This is a genomic window from Halostella sp. PRR32, from assembly GCF_034808085.1.
In the GTDB taxonomy this organism is placed as follows: Archaea; Halobacteriota; Halobacteria; order Halobacteriales; family Natronoarchaeaceae; genus Halostella; species Halostella pelagica.
Genome location: NZ_JAXHGL010000002.1, coordinates 82,635 through 101,562, shown reverse-complemented (window position 1 = coordinate 101,562; position 18,928 = coordinate 82,635). Strand labels below are relative to the sequence as shown.

At 65.5% G+C, this 18,928-nt stretch carries 20 protein-coding genes; 6 read left to right on the top strand and 14 right to left on the bottom strand.

The genetic code is table 11. The annotated features are described in order from the left end of the window. Positions 1-94: 94 nt before the first annotated feature. Positions 95-628 (bottom strand): hypothetical protein, encoded by a 534-nt coding sequence (locus tag SM753_RS05710; RefSeq protein ID WP_135536308.1) that lies wholly within the window; start codon positions 626-628, stop codon positions 95-97. Between the two features lie 72 nt (positions 629-700). Here SM753_RS05710 and SM753_RS05705 point away from each other — a divergent pair, with 72 nt between their 5' ends. The 3 genes from SM753_RS05705 to SM753_RS05695 are packed head-to-tail and all read left to right on the top strand — an operon-like array spanning position 701 to position 3,414. Beyond that, a complete protein-coding gene (locus SM753_RS05705; RefSeq protein WP_323190878.1) occupies positions 701-1,993 on the top strand; it encodes a glucose-6-phosphate isomerase in 1,293 nt (430 codons plus the stop codon). 37 nt (positions 1,994-2,030) lie between these two features. Next, positions 2,031-3,215 (top strand): type II CAAX endopeptidase family protein, encoded by a 1,185-nt coding sequence (locus tag SM753_RS05700; protein WP_323190877.1) that lies wholly within the window; start codon positions 2,031-2,033, stop codon positions 3,213-3,215. A 46-nt stretch (positions 3,216-3,261) separates the two neighbouring features. Beyond that, on the top strand, positions 3,262-3,414 hold the full coding sequence (locus tag SM753_RS05695; protein WP_135536315.1) for a CopG family transcriptional regulator: 153 nt from the start codon (positions 3,262-3,264) through the stop codon (positions 3,412-3,414). A gap of 3 nt (positions 3,415-3,417) precedes the next feature. On the opposite strand, the gene SM753_RS05690 is transcribed toward SM753_RS05695, so the two are convergent. Next, positions 3,418-3,882, bottom strand: a complete 465-nt coding sequence (locus SM753_RS05690) for an NOB1 family endonuclease (RefSeq protein ID WP_135536317.1) — start codon at positions 3,880-3,882, stop codon at positions 3,418-3,420. Beyond that, positions 3,883-4,128, bottom strand: coding sequence for a PRC-barrel domain-containing protein (locus SM753_RS05685; RefSeq protein WP_135536319.1), 246 nt, complete (start codon positions 4,126-4,128; stop codon positions 3,883-3,885). 304 nt (positions 4,129-4,432) lie between these two features. Here SM753_RS05685 and infB point away from each other — a divergent pair, with 304 nt between their 5' ends. After that, positions 4,433-6,235: a translation initiation factor IF-2 gene (infB, locus tag SM753_RS05680; protein WP_138798116.1), complete on the top strand. Its 1,803-nt coding sequence runs from the start codon at positions 4,433-4,435 to the stop codon at positions 6,233-6,235. Between the two features lie 294 nt (positions 6,236-6,529). Here infB and SM753_RS05675 read toward each other — a convergent pair whose 3' ends face one another. The 4 genes from SM753_RS05675 to pepF all read right to left on the bottom strand — a co-directional run bounded on the left by SM753_RS05675 (position 6,530) and on the right by pepF (position 10,943). Continuing rightward, on the bottom strand, positions 6,530-6,925 hold the full coding sequence (locus SM753_RS05675; RefSeq protein WP_135536323.1) for a DUF5811 family protein: 396 nt from the start codon (positions 6,923-6,925) through the stop codon (positions 6,530-6,532). Between the two features lie 65 nt (positions 6,926-6,990). Further along, entirely contained in the window at positions 6,991-7,467 is a 477-nt protein-coding gene (locus SM753_RS05670; RefSeq protein WP_323190876.1) for a pyruvoyl-dependent arginine decarboxylase, read from the bottom strand. 348 nt (positions 7,468-7,815) lie between these two features. Beyond that, positions 7,816-9,054, bottom strand: a complete 1,239-nt coding sequence (locus SM753_RS05665) for a proteasome-activating nucleotidase (protein ID WP_135536327.1) — start codon at positions 9,052-9,054, stop codon at positions 7,816-7,818. Positions 9,055-9,131: 77 nt separating this feature from the next. Then, positions 9,132-10,943: an oligoendopeptidase F gene (gene pepF / locus SM753_RS05660; protein ID WP_138798114.1), complete on the bottom strand. Its 1,812-nt coding sequence runs from the start codon at positions 10,941-10,943 to the stop codon at positions 9,132-9,134. Positions 10,944-11,020: 77 nt separating this feature from the next. Here pepF and SM753_RS05655 point away from each other — a divergent pair, with 77 nt between their 5' ends. Continuing rightward, complete coding sequence (locus tag SM753_RS05655) at positions 11,021-12,367, top strand: M28 family metallopeptidase (protein WP_323190875.1); 1,347 nt, start codon at positions 11,021-11,023, stop codon at positions 12,365-12,367. On the opposite strand, the gene truA is transcribed toward SM753_RS05655, so the two are convergent. The 7 genes from truA to SM753_RS05620 all read right to left on the bottom strand — a co-directional run bounded on the left by truA (position 12,364) and on the right by SM753_RS05620 (position 17,065). Next, a complete protein-coding gene (truA, locus tag SM753_RS05650; RefSeq protein WP_323190874.1) occupies positions 12,364-13,158 on the bottom strand; it encodes a tRNA pseudouridine(38-40) synthase TruA in 795 nt (264 codons plus the stop codon). The two genes, SM753_RS05655 and truA, sit on opposite strands and share 4 nt — an antisense overlap. Beyond that, a complete protein-coding gene (locus tag SM753_RS05645; RefSeq protein WP_323190873.1) occupies positions 13,158-13,607 on the bottom strand; it encodes an SHOCT domain-containing protein in 450 nt (149 codons plus the stop codon). The genes truA and SM753_RS05645 overlap by 1 nt, the downstream gene beginning before the upstream one ends. Before the next feature lie 378 nt (positions 13,608-13,985). Then, complete coding sequence (gene hisS / locus SM753_RS05640) at positions 13,986-15,290, bottom strand: histidine--tRNA ligase (protein WP_323190872.1); 1,305 nt, start codon at positions 15,288-15,290, stop codon at positions 13,986-13,988. A gap of 241 nt (positions 15,291-15,531) precedes the next feature. Further along, a complete protein-coding gene (locus SM753_RS05635; protein WP_135536337.1) occupies positions 15,532-16,125 on the bottom strand; it encodes an alpha hydrolase in 594 nt (197 codons plus the stop codon). Position 16,126: 1 nt separating this feature from the next. Beyond that, positions 16,127-16,477, bottom strand: coding sequence for a DNA-binding protein (locus SM753_RS05630; RefSeq protein ID WP_135536339.1), 351 nt, complete (start codon positions 16,475-16,477; stop codon positions 16,127-16,129). A gap of 87 nt (positions 16,478-16,564) precedes the next feature. Next, the gene (locus SM753_RS05625) at positions 16,565-16,822 is read right to left on the bottom strand and encodes a hypothetical protein (RefSeq protein ID WP_323190871.1); all 258 of its coding nucleotides are present in this window, start codon (positions 16,820-16,822) and stop codon (positions 16,565-16,567) included. A gap of 39 nt (positions 16,823-16,861) precedes the next feature. Continuing rightward, positions 16,862-17,065, bottom strand: coding sequence for a hypothetical protein (locus tag SM753_RS05620; RefSeq protein WP_138798108.1), 204 nt, complete (start codon positions 17,063-17,065; stop codon positions 16,862-16,864). A 750-nt stretch (positions 17,066-17,815) separates the two neighbouring features. Here SM753_RS05620 and SM753_RS05615 point away from each other — a divergent pair. Beyond that, complete coding sequence (locus tag SM753_RS05615; RefSeq protein ID WP_323190870.1) at positions 17,816-18,928, top strand: GNAT family N-acetyltransferase; 1,113 nt, start codon at positions 17,816-17,818, stop codon at positions 18,926-18,928.

The window sequence follows — 18,928 nt, the reverse complement described above, 5'->3', positions numbered from 1 at the left end:
TGTCGGTCGCGGTACGGAAACGCCCTATAGCAGTCACTGACAGTCACTGCACACCTGCTCGCACGACAGCGATGCGATCAGCGTGTCACCCGTTTCAGTGACCGCTATCGTCCGACCGCCAGTGGACGAGGCCGATGAGAAGCGCCGCGACGAGGGGCGGAACGATGCCGGCCATCCCCGGAAGCGCGTACATGGCGTCGACGACGGGCGCGAGCGGGCCGGAGGCCGGCGTCTGTTGGGACGGCGGGACGGTGATCACGAGGCCCGCGTACAGCGACGCGAGAAAGAGGTACCCGGCGGCCGCGAGGCGGCGGTCGTACCGCGTCTCGCTCCGCGTGCGGCGGTGTCGTCGGGCGACGAGCAGCACCGGCGCGACCATCGGAACGACGACGAGCAGGCCGACGAGGACGTAGAACGAGCGCGAGAGCGTGAGCGACCCGCCGGCTCCGCCGACGGTGTTACCGATCAGGACGACGAGCGCCAGGCCGAGCAGCAGCGTGACGCCGACCGTCACCAGCGCGCTGACGACGGCGTAGCTCCGGAACACCCGGGAATCGCTCGACCGGAAGGCGTAGGGGAACGCTCCCGGCAGGCCGCCGTACGTCCGCTCCTCGTCAGCGTCTGGCATTGCCGGCGGTTGGGGCGACATCGGAATAAACGACGCGGTACTGACTTATACCGTGGCGGCGGGATCACGGGTATGTACGTCGACCTCGGCAACGCGCTCTCGTCGGTAGCTTCGCCAGGCGTCTCCCGGGAGGCGCTGGAACGACTGGACGATGACGTCGCGGCGGCACACGAGCGGATCGAAGCGGGCCGCGCCGACGCCGACCACGGCTACGCCGCGCTTAACTTGCCCGAGACGGCGGACCCGGACGCGATCAGGACGGCCGTCGACCGGTTCGACGACCCCGCGGCCATACTCACCGTCGGCATCGGCGGCAGCGCCCTCGGCGCGGCGACGATCGCCGACGCGCTGGAATCCGGCGTCGACTCGTACGTCCTCGACAACGTCGACCCCGAGCGCGTCGCTTCGCTCCTTGGCTCGCTCGACCTGTCCGCTACCGTCGTCAACGCCGTCTCGCGCTCCGGCACGACGGCGGAGACGCTGTCGAACTTCCTGGTCGTCCGCGACGCGATGGAGCGTGCCGGCGTCGACTGGACGGAGCGAACCTTCGTCACCACCGGCGAGGAGGGGCCGCTCCGACGCCTGGCCGAGAAACACGACCTGCCGGCGCTCGACGTTCCTGCGGGCGTCCCCGGCCGGTTCTCGGCGCTCTCGACGGTCGGGCTGGCATCGGCCGCCATCCGGGGTCACGACATCGAAGCCATCCTCGACGGCGCTCGCGATGAAGCCAACCGACTCTCGGGGTCGCTGTTCGAGTCGCCTGCGTACGCCTACGGTGCCGGCGCGTACGCGCTGGACCAGCGCGGTGCGTCGGTTAACGCCGTGATGCCGTACGCGGAATCGCTGGAGACCTACGCCGAGTGGTTCGCCCAGTTGTGGGCCGAGAGCCTCGGGAAAGACGGGCTTGGGCAGACCCCGGCCCGCGCCCTCGGTGCGACGGACCAGCACTCGCAGTTGCAACTGTACCGCGCCGGGCCGCGGGACAAGATGGTCACGATGGTACGGGCACGCGAGCGCGAGGACCGTGCGATCCCCGAAACGGACCTTGAGGGCCTGTCGTATCTCGGGGGGTCCTCGCTCGGTGAACTGCTAGACGCCGAGTTCGAGGCGACCGAGGCCAGCCTCGCCGCCGCCGGCCGCCCGTCGGTTCGAGTCGAACTCGACCGCGTCGACGAACGCGGCCTGGGCGAACTGCTGTACGGCATGGAGGCCGCCTGCGTGCTGGCCGGGGAACTGTACAACGTCGACACGTTCGTCCAGCCGGCCGTCGAGTGGGGCAAGCGCGCGGCCCGCGGACTGCTGGGGGGCGGACGCTTCGAGGAGGCCGAGGCGGTGGCCGAGAAGGAGCGGCTCGTCATCGAGTAAGGGGAGGGCTTTACTTTCGGGACACGAATACCTGGACATGGATGATACGGCAGCCCCGAGCGACTACGCGAGCGGGTCCGAGGAGTCGCTCGCGTCGGACATCGGGGCCTCGCTCACGGGAATCGCGCTATTCGCGGCATCGCTCTTGCTGATCGACGGCGTTGCCGACGACGTGTCGATCGGTTCGCTCGGCGGCGCAGTGACGGTCACGTCGCTCGGTGTCGCCGTCGCAGCTATCGCGGCTGGTGCCTTTTTCGCCCGGCGGTACGACGTGCTGGACCGGCGACTCGCAGCCCCCATCGCCGCGGTCGCAAGTCTCGCGGCAGTCGGAGTCGGCGGGTACGCGCTCGTCAGCGGGACGCCGACCGCTGACCTCGCGTTCGGCCTTTCGATACTGGATATCAGTTCGTTCGGCGTCATCGTCGGCGGCATCGGCGGCGTCCTCGCGGCGGTCGCCGACTGGCTTGCCATCTCCGACGACCGCCTCACCAGCATGACCCGAACGACGGTCGTCAGTTCGGGCGTCGGATTTCTCGGCTACCTGGCGCTCAACGTCGCCTCGCTTCTGGTCTATCTCGTCCTCTGGCTCACTGTCTGGTCGGAGATGACGGCGATGCGACAGCAACTCGTCGGCGCGCTCGGACTGGGTATCGGAACCGGCGTGACCGCGCTCGCCTACATCCGTCTCTCCGACCGCGAGATCGATTTCCTCGACCTCCGAGTCCCCTCCGCCCGAGATGTCGGCCTTGCCGTCCTCGGGATCGTCGTTATCTTCGGCGGCCTCATCGGCCTGAGCTACGCCCTGCAACTGATAGGCGTCCCCTCCTCCAGTCACTCCACCGTCGAACAGGCCCGGCAGGGGAACGCCGACATCCTCCTTTTGCTCATCCCGGTGTCGTTTCTGATCATCGGACCGGGCGAGGAGTTGCTGTTCCGAAACATCGTCCAGAAGTCGATGTACGACGCGTTCTCCCGTCCGACCGCTATCGTCGTCGCAAGCCTGGTGTTCGCGTCCGTCCACATTCCCGCCTACGGCGGTTTCACGCCGGGCGTCATCGGCAGTCTCGCGACCATCTTCACGCTCTCGCTGGTGCTCGGCGCGTTCTACGCGCTCTCCGACAACGTTCTCGTTCCGGCGTTCATCCACGGAACCCTGAACGCCGTTCAGTTCGCGTTGCTCTACGTCGAGATATCCGGGTACGCGCCGGGGCTGATCGTCTGACGGCCGTCTGACAGGGTTTTATTCTAATCGTCGGTCAAACAGGTCTATGGTCAGACAGTACTCCATCGTCTGCGAGGACGACATCGGCGAGCGCGTCCAGTCGCTCGCCCGCGAGTACGGTCTCACGGAGGAGGAGGTTCTGCGGCAGCTGATCGAACAGGGGTTAGAACGGACCGAGAACCAGCGGCCGGACGGATGACCGCTACGCGTTCGATGGGTTCTTCCGCGAAAGTGAACTGCCGCAGATAGGACAGCGGTCCTTGTTGTCGTCGAACTCGCGCCCGCAACCCTGACACTGGAACTGCCAGGAACGCTGTTCTGTGATACCGTCCTGTGCGATGACGTCTACCTGGACGTTCAACCGTTCGGCGACGTTTTGCATCGCGTAGTCGTCGGTTACGAGCGTCCCGTCGAGTTCGAACGCGGCCGCGATGAGGCGAACGTCCGTGTCGGAGAGTTCGGCCAGGTCGCCGAGTTCCCGTGCGGCCCGGCGGACTTTCTCCGTCGTCTGGTCGCCCGGAATGTGAATGTGCATCCCCGACCCCTCCATCGCGTCGAACCGGTAGGCGCTCTCGTCTTCGAGTTCCTCCCGGACCATCGGGATGGTTGCCATCTGTTCGTCGGTGTGATACTCGTTGATGAACGCAGACGAATCGAGAACGTACATTTACCGCTGGACGACGATGTAGTCTTTCACTGCCTGGACGCGCGACACCGGAACGCGGTATCGGCCGCCACTGTCGGTTTCGAGATCGATGCTACGGGTCGGCGTGTCCTCCGTCGGGTCGATGACGATATTGTCGAGTTCGCCCGTACGAAGGTCCATCGTGATGTTGTACAGCATTCCGAGTTCAGTGCCGTCAGACCCCATGACAGCTTTCCCGGAGAGGTTTTCGGCGAGTATGCCGGACATACCATCCCTTTTCAACTAATGAACTATAAACGCCACGGGCCGTCTGACGCTGCGGACCCCGCCGACCTGTTAGATTCGTGTCTCGTACGCCGATCGACCTGCACGTTTATTCACGATCTTATTGTCACGTACGAACATGGCAGGGGTGAGTACCGTCGATTGGCTCGCTCTGGTGGTACCGTTCGCCGTGGTCGCCGACGCCGCCGTCGTGAGCGGCCGCTCCCGCGTCCCGGGGGACCGATGACGATACGCTTAAATGGTGCGCAGAGTAGTCCTACACAAGAACCTTCTCCGGTGGCTAGCTATGTCTGATACCGATACACGCGACCCGTCAGAATCCCTTCGTACTCCTATCGTCGCCGTCCTGGGCCACGTCGACCACGGCAAGACCAGCCTGCTCGACAAGATCCGCGGCTCCGCCGTCATCGAGGGCGAGTCCGGGGCGATCACACAGCACATCGGCGCGACGGCCGTTCCGCTCGACGTCATCTCGGAGATCGCCGGCGAACTCGTCGATCCCGACGACTTCGACCTGCCCGGACTGCTCTTTATCGACACGCCGGGGCACCACTCCTTTACGACGCTGCGCTCCCGCGGCGGCGCGCTGGCTGACATCGCCATCCTCGTCGTCGACGTCAACGACGGCTTCCAGCCGCAGACGCTCGAAGCGCTGGACATCCTCAAGCGCTCGGAGACCCCCTTTATCGTCGCCGCGAACAAGATCGACACGGTCCCCGGCTGGAACCCCAACGAGGACACACCGATCCAGCAGACCTACGACCAGCAAAGCGACCGCGTCCGCTCGGACCTGGACGAGAGCCTCTACGAGATCATCGGTAACCTCTCCGACGAGGGCTTCTCCGCGGACATGTACTGGCGGGTCCAGAACTTCCAGAACAACGTCGGCGTCGTCCCGGTCAGCGCTATGACCGGCGAGGGCGTTCCCGACCTCCTCACCGTCATGATGGGCCTCTCCCAGCGCTACATGAAGGAGGCGATGGAGATCGACGTGGAAGGCCCCGGCGTCGGCACCGTCCTCGAAGTCAAAGAGGAGAAGGGGTTCGGCACCACGATAGACGTCGTCCTCTACGACGGCACGGTCAGCGAGAACGACACTGTCGTCATCGGTGGCGAGAACGAACCTATCGTCACGGAGGTCCGCGCGCTGCTGAAACCTCGCCCGCTCGCCGAGATCCGCACCGAGAGCCGCTTCGACACGGTCGATTCCATCTCTGCCGCGTCAGGCGTGAAGATCGCCGCGCCCGACCTGGACGAGGCGATGGCCGGCGCGCCGGTCCGCGTGGTCCGCGACCGCGACGTGGACGAGGTCATCGGCGAGGTCCAGGAGGAACTCTCCGACATCGCCGTCAGCACCGGCGAGGAGGGCGTCGTCATCAAAGCCGACACGCTCGGTAGCCTCGAAGCGATGGCAAACGCCCTCGAAGAGGCAGAAGTTCCGATCATGCGCGCCGAGGTCGGCGACGTCGCACCGCGGGACATCAGCGTCGCGGACACCGCCGACGAGGACAAACACCGCACCCTCCTCGGCTTCAACGTCGACGTGCTCGACGACGCCGAAGACCAGGCGGAACGCGACGACGTCCACCTCTTTACAAGCGACGTCATCTATCAACTCATCGAGGAGTACGAGGAGTACGTCGAAGAGATCGAGAAGGCTCAACAGGAGACCGTCCTCGAAAACATCACTCGTCCCGCGCGGTTCCAGATCCTCCCGGACCACACCTTCCGCCAGAACGACCCCGCGGTCGTCGGCGTCGAGGTCGTCTCGGGCACCGTGAAGAACAACTCCCGCGTCGTCCTGTTCGAGGGGAACGAGCCCGACAGGATCGGCCAGATCAAAGGCATTCAGGAGCAGGGCGAGGACGTCGACGAGGCCCGCCGCGGCGACCGCGTCAGCGTGGCCATCGACGGCCCCACTGTCGGCCGCCAGATCCACGAGGGCGACGAGCTCTGGGTGGAACTCCCCGAGAAACACGCCAAGATACTGGAACAGGAACTCTCCGACGACATTCCGGCCGACGAGTTCGAGGCGCTCCAGCAGTACCTCGACAAGCAGCGGAAGCGGGATCCGTTCTGGGGCAAGTAACGCGACGATCTTTTGCGCTGTCGTTCGGAAATCGCGGAGTGATTTCCGTGATGACGAGACGACGAAGTCGTCTCGGACTACGTCACCTCCTCGGTCGCTGCGTTCCCTCGACGGTTCCTTGGACCGCTCACTCGTTGCACTCGTTCGCTCGCGGATGCAATGCTTGACGAAAGCCTGCCCTTCCCCGAGTCGCGCGGCGCTCGCCGCGAGGGCTCGCACCGCGCTCCCGGCCATCAGTACACGCTAACGACGCGGTCGCTAACGAAGCGTTCTCTCCTCGCAAAAGGGACTAATCTACCGCGCGGTCGGCGTCACGCCCTCCTGCATGGCCTGTTTGACCTGCAGGGCGGCACTCGCGGCGAGACCGCGGGCGACTTCGTTGCGGTCCTCCGCGGCGATGAGGTCTTCGCCGTCGAGGTCGTCCTGGTCGGGGGTGAATCCGGCGGAGACGGGGTGGCCGACCGGCGGACGGACGGCGACGGTCGCCTGTGGGCCGCCGGACCCGTGAGAGATTTCGGAGTCGACGATGTACTCGCTGGGGAGATATTCCCGCGTTCGCGCCGCGATACGGGAGACGTCCTGACGTAGTGCGCGTCGCTGATCCTGTGTCAGTTCGGGGAGATCAGCCGTGGCACGCTTGCCAGCCTGGGTCATACCTGGGTTCCCAGCGTACGGCGTATTTCCGTTCATGAGAATCTCGGTATCTGTGATACGGTCCTCCCTCGTAAAAAGGGATCGGCCGGGGTACTCTGCCGTCAGAACAGCGAGTCCGAATCGCCGAACACCGCCAGTACGACCGCCGAGGTGTACATGCCGGGTTCGGCGGGGGCCGTGACGACCTCGTGATGGGTCGACTCGAACGTCCAGTCTCTGAGTTCCTGCCCCGTCGAAAGACCCTCCAATACGCGTCCGCGGATGTCCTCTGTGCCCGTCTCGCCGCCGGCCTCGTAAAACAGTCCCGGGCCCTCCTCGGACGGCGACCAGGCCAGGCCGGCGCTCGCACGCCCGGGTCCGGCCACCGTCGCCTTCGCTTCGACGACCGTCAGGCGCTCGCCGGCCGGGCCGAGGTCCGGCGCGTCCCCGACTGCCTCTACCTCCGCGTCCGCCGGAATCACCGACGAAACGGGGACGAGGTTGTAGTTGTGGACGTTCGCCTCGGCCAGCGCGGCGTCGTACGACGCCATCTCCGTGGGTCCCGTCGCCGTCCCCCAGACGACGCGAATCGTGTTCATATCCGGAGATAACGCCCGACTACGTAAGGCGTTGCGGTTCGGCGAGAGGCGAGTCCCACGGCCGAGAGCGCGTCTCGCCATGACCGACGGCGAGGCGCGCGATGACGGGGGAGGGCAGGCAATCTGCAAGTAGTAGATCCGTAAGCGACCGCAGGGAGCGAGCGGTCCGACGACTGGACGGAGTGAAGCGAAGTGAAGGAGGTGTGATTTCGGTCGAGCTGTTGCCGAGCCTCGCGAGCGTGCCCGCCCGTGGCGGACCACTCAACTCGCGTGGTTCGAGACGCCTTCGTCGTCTCGTCATCACGGAAATCACTCCGCGATTTCCGAACGACAGCGCAAAAGGTCGGTTCAGTAGGCGTAATCCGGGTAGCCGCCGCTCGTCACCGTATCGCCGGCACCGTCCTCGTCCTCCATCTTGTCGAGCGCCTCCTCGAAGTCCTCCATGCGGACTTCGGTGCGTTCGCCGCGGATGGCGAACATCCCGGCCTCGGTCGTCAGCGATTCGATCTCGGCCCCGCTGTACCCCTCGGTGCGGTTCGCCAGGTCGTCGAAGTCGACGCTGTCGGCGATGTTCATGCCACGAGTGTGGATCTCGAGGATCTGGACGCGCCCTTCGTGTCCCGGCTCCGGCACTTCGATGAGTCGGTCGAAGCGGCCGGGCCGGAGGATGGCGCGGTCGAGCATGTCGAAGCGGTTCGTCGCCGCGATGATGCGGATGTTCCCACGGTCCTCGAAGCCGTCCATCTCCGAGAGCAGTTGCATCATCGTCCGCTGGACCTCGGCGTCGCCGGAGGTCTTCGACTCCGTCCGCTTTGCCGCGATCGCGTCTATCTCGTCGATGAAGATGATAGAGGGCTGGCGCTCGGAGGCGAGTTCGAACAGATCCCGGACGAGCCGCGACCCCTCGCCGATGAACTTCCTGACGAGTTCGGAGCCGGCCATCTTGATGAACGTGGCGTCCGTCTCGTTCGCGACCGCTTTCGCCAGCATCGTCTTACCGGTGCCCGGCGGGCCGTGCAGGAGGACGCCGCTCGGCGGGTCGATGCCCGCTTCCTCGAACTGTTCGGGGCGGACGAGCGGCTCCTCGACTGCCTCGCGGACCTCGCGGACCTGCTCGTCGATGCCGCCGATGTCCTCGTAGCGGACCTCGGGGCTGTCGTCTATCTCCATCGCCTGGGCGCGGGCGTCGGTTTCGTTGTCGAGCAGCGTCTGCACGCTGAAGGAGTCGTTGACCGCGACGCGGTCGCCGGCCTCTAGCTTCTCTTGCATCCGCGACGAAACCTCGGTCAGAACCTCCTGGTTGTTGCCGTGTTGCTTGACGACTATCTCGTCGTCGGCGACCTCCTCGACCGTGGCGACGTACAGCGAGGAGGTTTTCAGCTTCTCGTTTTCGCGTTCGAGCCTGTCGACGTCTCCCTTGAGGTCCTTGCGGCGCGCGTCGGCGGCGTCTAGCTGTTCGGTGAGTTCGTCGTGGACGCCGACGATATCCGCGAAGTGTTCGCGGAGCGCTTCGAGGCGCTCCTCGTCGTCCATCTCCGGGTCGAGTTCGAGTCGTGGTCTGTCCGGGAGCGAAGGGCTACGAGACATCTGTTATGAACGGTTAAGAAATGCTCCCTAAATGTGCCTTTGGGTCGCGGTCGATAGTGAGTGTGCGCCGTCCGGGGTCAGATCAGCGACGCCATTTCGTCCAGATGCTCGTCGTAGGCGTCTAAGGCCCGCTGAATCGGGTCTGGCGAGCGCATGTCGACGCCGGCGTGTCGGAGCAGGTCGAGCGGATACTCGCGCGATCCGCGCTGGAGGAACTCGATGTAGCGACGAGACGCCTCGTTCGGTTCGCCCGAACTCGTCTCTCCTTCGTCGAGGATCCCCTGAGCGAGCGCGACAGCGGCGCTGATGCCCGTGGAGTACTGGTAGACGTAGTACGCGCGGTAGAAGTGGGGAATCCGCATCCACTCGCGCGCGATACGGTCGTCGACGACGGCGGGTTCGTAGAACTCCGCCTTCAGGTCGCCGAAGATCTCGTCCAGGCGATCCGGCGTGAGCGCCTCGTCTTGCTCCTCGAGTTCATGCGCGCGGTGTTCGAACGCCGCGAACATGGTCTGGCGGTACAGCGTCGACCGGAACCGTTCCAGATACTCGTTGAGGACGTGCCGGCGGAACTGCGGGTCCTCGACCGTGTCGAGGAGGTGGTGCGTCAGCAGCGCCTCGTTGACGGTGCTCGCCACCTCGGCCACGAATATCTCGTAGTCGCTGTACACGTACGGTTGCGTCTCGCTGGTGTACTGGGAGTGCAGCGAATGGCCGAGTTCGTGGGCCAAGGTGTACATCGACGAGATGTCGTCCTGATAGTTCATCAGGATGAACGGCTGTGTGTCGTACGTGCCGCTGGAGTAGGCCCCCGACTGCTTGCCCTGGTTCTCGTACACGTCGACCCAGCGCGACTCGAGCCCGTCCGCAACGCGAGACTGATACTCTTCACCGAGTGCCCCGACCGCTTCGACGATGTGTTCTTTAGCTTCCTCGTACTCGACATCCGGGCTCTCGGTCTCCGTCATGGGCATGTACACGTCCCACATCTGGAGTTCGTCGACGCCCAGCGCCTCCTGCTTGAGTTCGGCGTGGCGGTGGAGTTTGTCGAGGTTGTCCCGCACCGTCTCGACGAGGTTATCGTACACCTCGACGGGGACGTTCGGACCGTCGAGCGCGGCCTGGCGTGCGGTGTCGTAGTTGCGTGCCTGGGCCTCTTTCACGTCCGCTTTCACGCTGTTTTTGTACGCGGATCCGACGGCGTTGCGCACGTCGGCCCAGTCGTCGTAGAACAGTTCGTACACTTCCTGCCGAAACTCGCGGTTCGGACGCTTCTGCAGTTTCGTGAAGTTGCTGAGCGTGATCTCGACGGCGTCTCCGTCAGGGTCCTCGACGGTCGGGAACTCCATGTCGGCGTTCGCCAGCATGTTGTACACCTCACCCGTGCCGTGGGTCACCTCGCCCAGTTCGGCGAGGAGTTCTTCCACCTCGGCCGAGCGAGTGTGTTCTTTCATCCGCAACACGTCGTCGAGATAGTGGTCGTACTTCTCGAGGCCGTCGGTGGACGAGACCATCTCATCGATGTCGTCCTGGGAGAGTTTCTGGATCTCCGGGGAGATGAAACTCGCCGCGCTGGCGGCGTCGGAGTGAAGCGACTGCGCGCGGGCGGTCAGCGCCTGGTACTCCTGGTCGCGCGTGTCCTCGTCGCGGCGCATCCGGGCGTATGCGGCCACCATCGAGACGTCCCGCATGATCGAGTCCCGAAGTTCGAGCACGTCGAGGAGGGTGTCGCCGTCCTCCGTGACTCGGCCCTCGTAGGCCGACAGTTCGTCCACGCGTTCGGCGACGTTCTCGTAGGCGGTTTCCCACTCGTCGTCGTCCGCGTAGATGCTCTCTAAGTCCCACTTGTACTCGGCGTCTATCTCCGAGCGTTCTGGTACCGAACTCATGACCTTCAATTAGGGCACCCGGGAGGTAAGGCTTATCTTTCATTATCATTATCCGGTCGGCGGTCGGATCTCGACCCGTGACGCAGACGGAACTCGACCGCGCGCTCGGTCGCGCCTGGCGCGACGACGCCCCGTGGACGGTGCTTTCCCGCCTCGCCGAACTCCCGACCCGCCTCGGGGGACACGAGGGCGAGCGTCGCGCCGCCGACATCGTCGCGGAGGCGCTCGACGACGCCGGCGTCCGCGACGTGACCCGGCGGTCGTTCCCGATGACGCGCTGGACCCGCGGTACGGCATCGCTCTCGGTGACCGACCCGGTCGAACGCTCCTTCGAGACGGTCGCGCTCCCGTACTCGCCCGCCGGTGAGGTGACGGCCGACCTGGTCGACGCCGGTTACGGCACGCCCGAGGAGATCGACGCGGCTGCGGTCGACGGGAGTGTCGTCGTCGCGAGCACGGACACGCCGCCGGACCGGCGCTTCCTCCACCGGATGGAGAAGTACGGCCACGCGGTCGACGCCGGTGCGGCGGCGTTCGTCTTCGCGAACCACGTCGAGGGGCAACTGCCGCCGACAGGCGCGCTCCGGTTCGACGCCGCGGGCGAAGTCCCCGGCGTCGGCGTCTCGAAGGAGGCCGGCGCGTGGCTGACAGAGTACGCTGACCGCGGCGCGACCGTCCGTCTCGACGTCGACGCGGCGATTGACTCGGGCGAGAGCCGGAACGTCAGCGGCGTCCTCGGCCCCGCTGACGCCGACGAGGAGGTCGTCGTCCTCGCCCACTACGACGCCCACGACGTCGGCGAGGGGGCGCTCGACAACGGCTGCGGCGTCGCGGTGCTGGTCGGCGCGGCGCGGATCCTCGCGGAACTGGACCTCGACTGCCGCGTGTGCGTCGCCGGCGTCGGCTGCGAGGAACTCGGCCTGATGGGGAGCGAGGCGCTCGCCGACGCGCTCGATCTCGATAGCGTGCGCGCCGTCGTCAACGTCGACGGCGCTGGCCGATTCCGGGACCTGCGGGCATTCACGCACGCCTCCGACGCGATGAGCGAGGTCGTCAAGCGCGTCGGCGACGAATCCGGCCACCCCGTCCGGGAGAACCCGGAGCCGCACCCCTTCAGCGACCACTGGCCGTTCCTGCGCGACGGCGTGCCGGCGCTCCAGTTACACAGCGACCGCGCGTCCGCGGACACGGTCGGCGAGCGCGGTCGCGGGTGGACCCACACCCGCGCTGACACCCGCGACAAGGTCGACCGCCGGAACCTCCGCACGCACGCGATGCTCGCCGCTCTGCTCGTGCGCGAACTCGCCGACCTGGATGCTGCCCTCCCCCGCGTCGACGCGGCGACGCTCCGCGGGGCGTTCCGCGAACAGGCGTACGAGTCCGGGATGCGTGCGGCCGGCGTCTGGCCCGACGAGTGGGACTAGATCCGGTCCGCTATCTCTCCGGCCACTCGCGCCCGCGTCCGCCACTCTGCCCGCTTCTCGCCGAACACGACCCGCGCGCTCGCCGCAGCGTCCGGATCGACCGCGAACTCCAGATCCGGATACTCAGCGTCGACGAGCACCAGCGGGTACGCCGGTGCGGGTGGAACGCCCTCGTGCCCGGGAAGCGGGTCGGACGCGAGAACGCGGTCTATCTTCTCCATCGCCGCCTCGCCCGTGGCGACGGCGCGGACCAGCGAGACGAGCCGTCGGACCAACTGCCGGGCGAACCCGTCGGCGCGGAACGCGAGTTCGAAATACCCGCCGTCGACCGCCAGCGATGCCGACAGGTCCCTGACCGTCCCGTCGTCGTCCGGCGTCAGGTTGTGGAAGTCGTGCTCGCCGCGGAGTCGGTCGAGCGCGGCCCGTGCTCGCTCCGCGTCCGCGTCCGGAGCGAAGCAGTGATAGACGTATTCCCGGGCGGTCGCGTGATGCGTCGCGTGGAACCCCGGCGGCGCGTCGGCCCGCGCCCACGCTCGAACGCTCGCGGGGAGTTCACCGTTGAACGCGGCGGGCGAGAGCCACTCCGGTGCGTCGAACGCGACGGTCTGGGCGACGGCGGAGACGCCCGCATCGGTGCGCCCCGCGGCGGCGTACCCCGGCGGCGCGTCGCCCGACAGGACACCGAGGTCGCGCAGGGCGTCGAAGAGCGCGTCCTCGACCGTGGGAACGTCTGGCTGACGCTGAAACCCGTAGTACGGCCGGCCGTCGTAGGCGATCCGGTAGGCGTCCATCAGCGCCGCTCGCGCTCCGTCCTCCTGTCGCGGTCGACGGTTCGGTCACGCTCCCCGCCACTGCGCCGCTCCGCGACGTACTCTCGCGCGTCGTCGACGCTCTCGGTCGCCAGCAGGTCCTCCAGACGGCGCTCGTACTCGATCTCGTCTATCTCTCCGTGGGCGTAGCGCTCGCGGAGGGTTTCGAGGGCGGCCGATTCGTCGACTTCGTCGCTTTCCTCCCCGATATCGTGCTGGTCCCACCGTTTGTCATGAGTGTCGCTCTCCTCGTCCGTCCCGAGTTTTTTCGAAAGGACATCCGACAGAGGTAGTAACACCCCGAATCCGAGCGCGAAGACCAGACCGGCGAACCAGAGGTCGAAGAAGGCGGCCGTGATCCCCACTCCGAGGACGAGAAAGACGATTATGTCTGGGTCGAGGACCAGATCTATCGCGTTTCGAGCGTTCATATCCGGCGATACTGCCGCATACGACAAATAACCTGCCGAGTGCAGAATCGTCGCTGAATTCCGTCGCTCCAACGGGCACTGGGGACTCCAGATCAGGTTCTGTGAACGTACACCGCGCTGTTACTGAACCGGACCCCGGCGCTCCCCACGATTTAACTACCAGTTCGTAACAGCCGTCATCCAGTACGATACCGCCAGCGACCGTTCCTGATCGGTACCCCATTCGATATCCGGCGAGGGCTGGTCGTCACTACGGTCCCCGAATTCCCGGTTAGCCGTCGCCCGTACTTGGCTTTCATTGTCTTCCGTTCCATCGGAGAGAACTGAGCAACCGCTAAAACCCCAGTCGCGGGACGAACAGTCCTGTAACGGGAAGCACTACCCGAGGTCTTCGTACGTCGGCGCGTCGTCGTCGCCGGGGAACTCGTCGACCGGCACCTGCGTCTGGTCGCCGCTCTCCATGTCTTTGATCGTCAGTTCATCGTTTTCGAGGTCCTGTTCGCCGACGATGACGACCGTCTCGGCGTTGATCGAGTCGGCGTAGTCCAGTTGCGCGCCGAAGCTCCGCCCGGCGACATCGCTCTCGACGACGTGGCCGCGCTCGCGCAGGTCGCGGGCGACGCGGGCGGCGACGGGTCGCGTGTCGCCGACTTGTAGCACGTAGTAGTCCGTCGAGAGTTCCTCCTCGGGCCAGACGCCGGCCCGCTGGCAGAGCAGCGATAGCGTCGCGTGACCGGGGGCGACGCCGACCGCGGGAGTGGGCTGGCCGCCGAAGCTCTCGATGAGGTCGTCGTAGCGGCCGCCGCCGAAGATAGAGCGAGAGACCTCACCGGTGGAGTCGAAGCACTCGAAGACGACGCCCGTGTAGTAGTCGAGGCCGCGCGCCGTCTCCAGCGAGAGCGTGCAGTACTCGCGGACGCCGAAGTCCTCCGCGGCGGCGAGTACGTCCTGCAGGTTCGTCACGGCCGCCTCGACGCGGTCGGTGTCGGCGAACGTGATCAGTTCGTCGAGGTCGTCTGCGTCGACCGCGAGGAGGTCGTCGAACTGCTCCGCCTGGTCGTAGCTGAGTCCGGCGTCGGTCAGCAGCCCGTGGTACTCCGCTTTCTCTATCTTGTCGCTCTTGTCGACGGCGCGGATGGCCGCCTCGGTGTCGACATCCGCATCGAACGACTCCAGCAGGCCGCCGAGGATGTCTCGGTGGGAGACTCGGAACTCGAAGTGCTCGCCGGTGAGGCCCAGTCCCGTGAGCGCGTCGGCCGCCCACGCGAGGATCTCGGCGTCGGCGGCGGGATCGCTGGAGCCGAAGATGTCGACGTTCGTCTGGTAGAACTCCCGAAACCGCCCCTGCTGGGGCTCTTCGTAGCGCCAGAACGGCCGCGTCGAGACCCACTTGATCGGCTTGGACAGCTCCTGTTGTTTTTGGACGACCATCCGAGCCACCGTCGGCGTCAGCTCCGGCGTCATCGCAACCTCGCGCCCGCCTCGGTCCTCGAAGGCGTACAGCTCTTCGACTATCTCCTCGCCGCTTTTGTCGACGTACATCTGCGTCCCTTCGAGCGCGGGGGTTCCAACCTCGCGAAACCCGTACCGGCTGGCGGTCTCTTCGAGCGTATCGATGGTCTCCCGCCGCGCGCTCATTTCGCCGGGGTAGAAATCCCTGAACCCCTTGAGTCGGTCGTACATACACCCGAATTGTGCCAGCGTGCGCTTGAAACCTGTTATCTGCGGCTAGGTACATGAACACGATTCCACTGGACGTGATCTGTGCTACCGGCTACTGCACTCGTTGGCGAAAACACCTCGAAAGTTCACCTGATGTAGATTGACTTACCGGAAAGGGCGGGACTTTCGAGGTCTTCAGATCGTCGACTCTCGCGGACGTCTCGTAGGAATTCGACGGTTCGATCTCAAAACATCGCCCACCTCACTTCCGAATGCCGGTCACTCGCGTCTGGTCGTGGTCGGGGAACACTTCGGCGACGGCAGCCTCGCCGTGTCGCTCGGCGAGCAAGGCGCGGAGTTCGCCCTCGTAGTCGGCGCGCTGGATGACTTCGCTCGGACCGATGTCGAGTTCGAGCGTCGCGTCGGCGAGGCGGTCGACCGCGCCGCGGCCGAAGCCGGACAGTGGTGCGATGTAGTCGATGCCGTAGCGGTCCTCCAGGCTCTGGGCCTCCGCTCGGGAGACGGTCGGGACGCGGTCGTCGCGCCGACTCCCGTCCGCCACGGCGTCGTACCCGTCGCCGGCGACCTGTTCCAGCGCGTGGTCGTGGACGCGCTGGATGCCGTTTCGGGGGTAGCCGTCCTCGTACATCCGGTCGACGGCTTCGACCGCGACCTCGCGGTCGAGTTCCATCCGCCGGAACTCGTAGCCGACCGTCGCCGCCGTTCCTCGGGCGTGTTTCCACTCGTCGGTGACGCCGAAATGGCCCGTGACGAGGGTCACGTCGTAGAACTCGTCGAGGAGAAGCGCGGCGAGAGTCGAGTCCTTACCGCCGCTGTAGAGCAGCGCGAGCTCCATCTCACCGGCGCTTGATGTCGAAGCTCTGGGAGTCGGGCTTTAGCTCGCGGAGGAGATCCTTCATCTTCTCCTCGTCTATTTTGCCCTGTATCCGGCCGCTCTGGGCGAGCGCGACGACCTGACGTTCGACCTTCTCGCCGAAGTCGGGCTTGCTCATCTTCACGGAGTTGAGTCGCTTTCGCGCCCCGTCAGTCAGGTGTTGGCGGAGGACCGCCTGCTTCTGTGCGTCGGCCTGCTGTTGCTGGCGTCGCTGGGCCTCCTCGTTGCCGCCCTGCTGTTGCTGTTCTTTGAGCTGTTCCATCTTCTTGCGTCGAAGCTCGTCGAGTTCGTCGTCGTCGGGGCTACCGCTCATTGTGTCCTCGTGTTACGTGGCTGGCGGCAAAATCATTACGGACTTGTGGGGTCGGAAGCGTCGTCGCCGTCGGAGACGGGAGACGCGTTATCGGCGGGCTGTCGCGTACAGAACCGGTCCGATGATGAGCAAGACGATACCGAGGTACGTGAACTGTATCGGTGCCTCGCTGCTCGGGATCAACATGAAGATGAGGCCGAAGGCGAGTACGTTCAGCGACAGCACCTTCTGTGATTTCAGCGGGAGTGTCCCGAGGACCGACAGCACGAACAGGAGAAATACGGCGTGCCCGATGTTGTAATCGAGCAGGAAGTTATCGAGCGCCTGCAGCAGTGTCCCGTTCATTCCTAGGTGATACTGCCTCCGATTCGGTCTTTAAACTTGTTATTCTGAGCCAACGGGACCGGTGATGTCGAGCGGTCGGATCCACAAGTACCAGACGACGAAGACCATCGTTCCGAACCCGGTTACCCAGATGATAGTGCCGAGCGCCGGGTAGCCTGCCGCTGAGAGGAAGTATTTCGCGAGGCCCGGAATGATGACGCCGGTCGCGAGAACGACCGCGAACGCAGTCTTATCGGAGACCACTGTTAGGCACCTCCTTGCCGGCTCTCGGTCACAGGTTCGCACATACCTGTTTCCTCGTCGCCCGGAGAGGTGAATCTCCCGGTTTCGTCGAGCGCGTATCGTCTCACAAAGGGGTGGACGCACCGTGGAGCGTGTGACACGTGCGTCCGTCCGGTTATTAGATATCCACGACCAAATAACGTTGCCCGAACCGCCGCGTACCGTTCGGTTGCGGCCAGTACACTCCGTGGGCTCTCGGCTGGTATTTCGCAGATGTCGACTGGGCGCACAGACTATCTGTACCGTGGCGCGATATCCGTTCGGAGACGAAGACCAACCACAGTCTCCCTTGCAAACCAACCGCAGTCGCCCTTGCAACAGTGTTCACATCTGATCGTACGTGTCTAGTGGTCGAGGGTGGAACTGCTCGCAAGCGCGACTATAGATACCGCTTACCGACCTCACCGTTGCGCGCGCCGGTGAAACCGAGGTTCGTACCCACGTGCCGCCGCCGACGTTTCCCGACTCCACACGTCTCTCAGAGAGGACGCCATCCGCTCTCTGCCTCGTCGCCACGGACGGCGGTGGTAGACACCAGTTCTCCGATCACTTCCGGGTAGAATGGACCCCCTTACGTCGGCTCACGGGCTTTCTGAACGCGATAGAGGACGCGGACGGATAGTCAAGGCCGCCTCAGTTCCGGCTGACCCGCCGGAAGCGGATCTAACGTCTGCATTACAAAACCCCTGGGCGGGGTATGCCGGATAGCGAATGAACCAGACGGCTCAGCGTCGTGACGCGGACGACTACGTCGTCCGGTGGTACCGCGAGTGCGACCGGGACGGGATCCGTTCCCTGTACGAGACTGAGTGGGGGTGGCGGCCGACTCGCGAGTGGTTCGACTGGAAGTACGTCGACGACCCGTACCTGTCACACGTGCCCGTGACGGTCGCTGTGCGTGACGGAGATGTCGTCGGGTCGCAGGCGTACGTTCCGTTCCCGGTCCGTTGGCGCGACGGCGAGACGCTCGCGCTCCAGCCGGCAGATGCCGTGGTCCACTCTGACCATCGCCGGAACGGCCTGTACACGCGGATGACGCGTGAGGCGATCGAGCGGTACGAGCCGGGTGAACCGTCTTTTTTCTTCAACTTCCCGAATCCGGGTGCGCTGGCCGCTCAGCAGGGGATGGGGTGGTCGGCCGTCGACAGCGTCGGCACGGCCTACCGCGTACACGACCCGACGCCGCTCGTCTCATCCGACCGGCCCACGAGCATTCTCGCCAGCGTCGCGAAACCGTTCGCGCGCGGATACCTCGAACTCTGTGACGCGGTCCGAGAAACGGCGAGTTCGGAGCCGGAGGGGGTGACGGTCGAGACGTACGAGTCGGCACCGCCATCGACGCTCGCCACCGTCTACGAGAGCGCTGTCCCCGAGGGGATCCACGTCAGGCGTGACGCCGAGTTCTATCGGTGGTGGATCGGGGATCCGTCTTTCGACCACACGGCATACGTCGCCCGCCGGGACGGGTGGCCGGTCGCCGCTCTCGTCACCCGGACCCGGAACGGCGACAAGGTCAAACTGCTGGACGCCCTTCCGCTGGCCGTCGACCGCCGGGACGCGTTCCGGGCGCTGCTCCGGAGCTGGATCGACGACGACGGTGATGCCGCGGTCCTCTCGGTTGCCGAGTCGACGCTACCCCGTGATCTCCTGCTGGCATCGGGGTTCGTTCCGGACGGCGTCCCTCTCGCATCGCGAGTTTGCACGCAGACGGATCTGGCGGCGCGGCCGCTTTCCTCGGACGGCGAGACCCCGCCGCTCCCGCGGTCCGTCCTCGCAGACGAGAACAACTGGCAGATCACGTTCGCGGAACAGGACCGCTTCTGA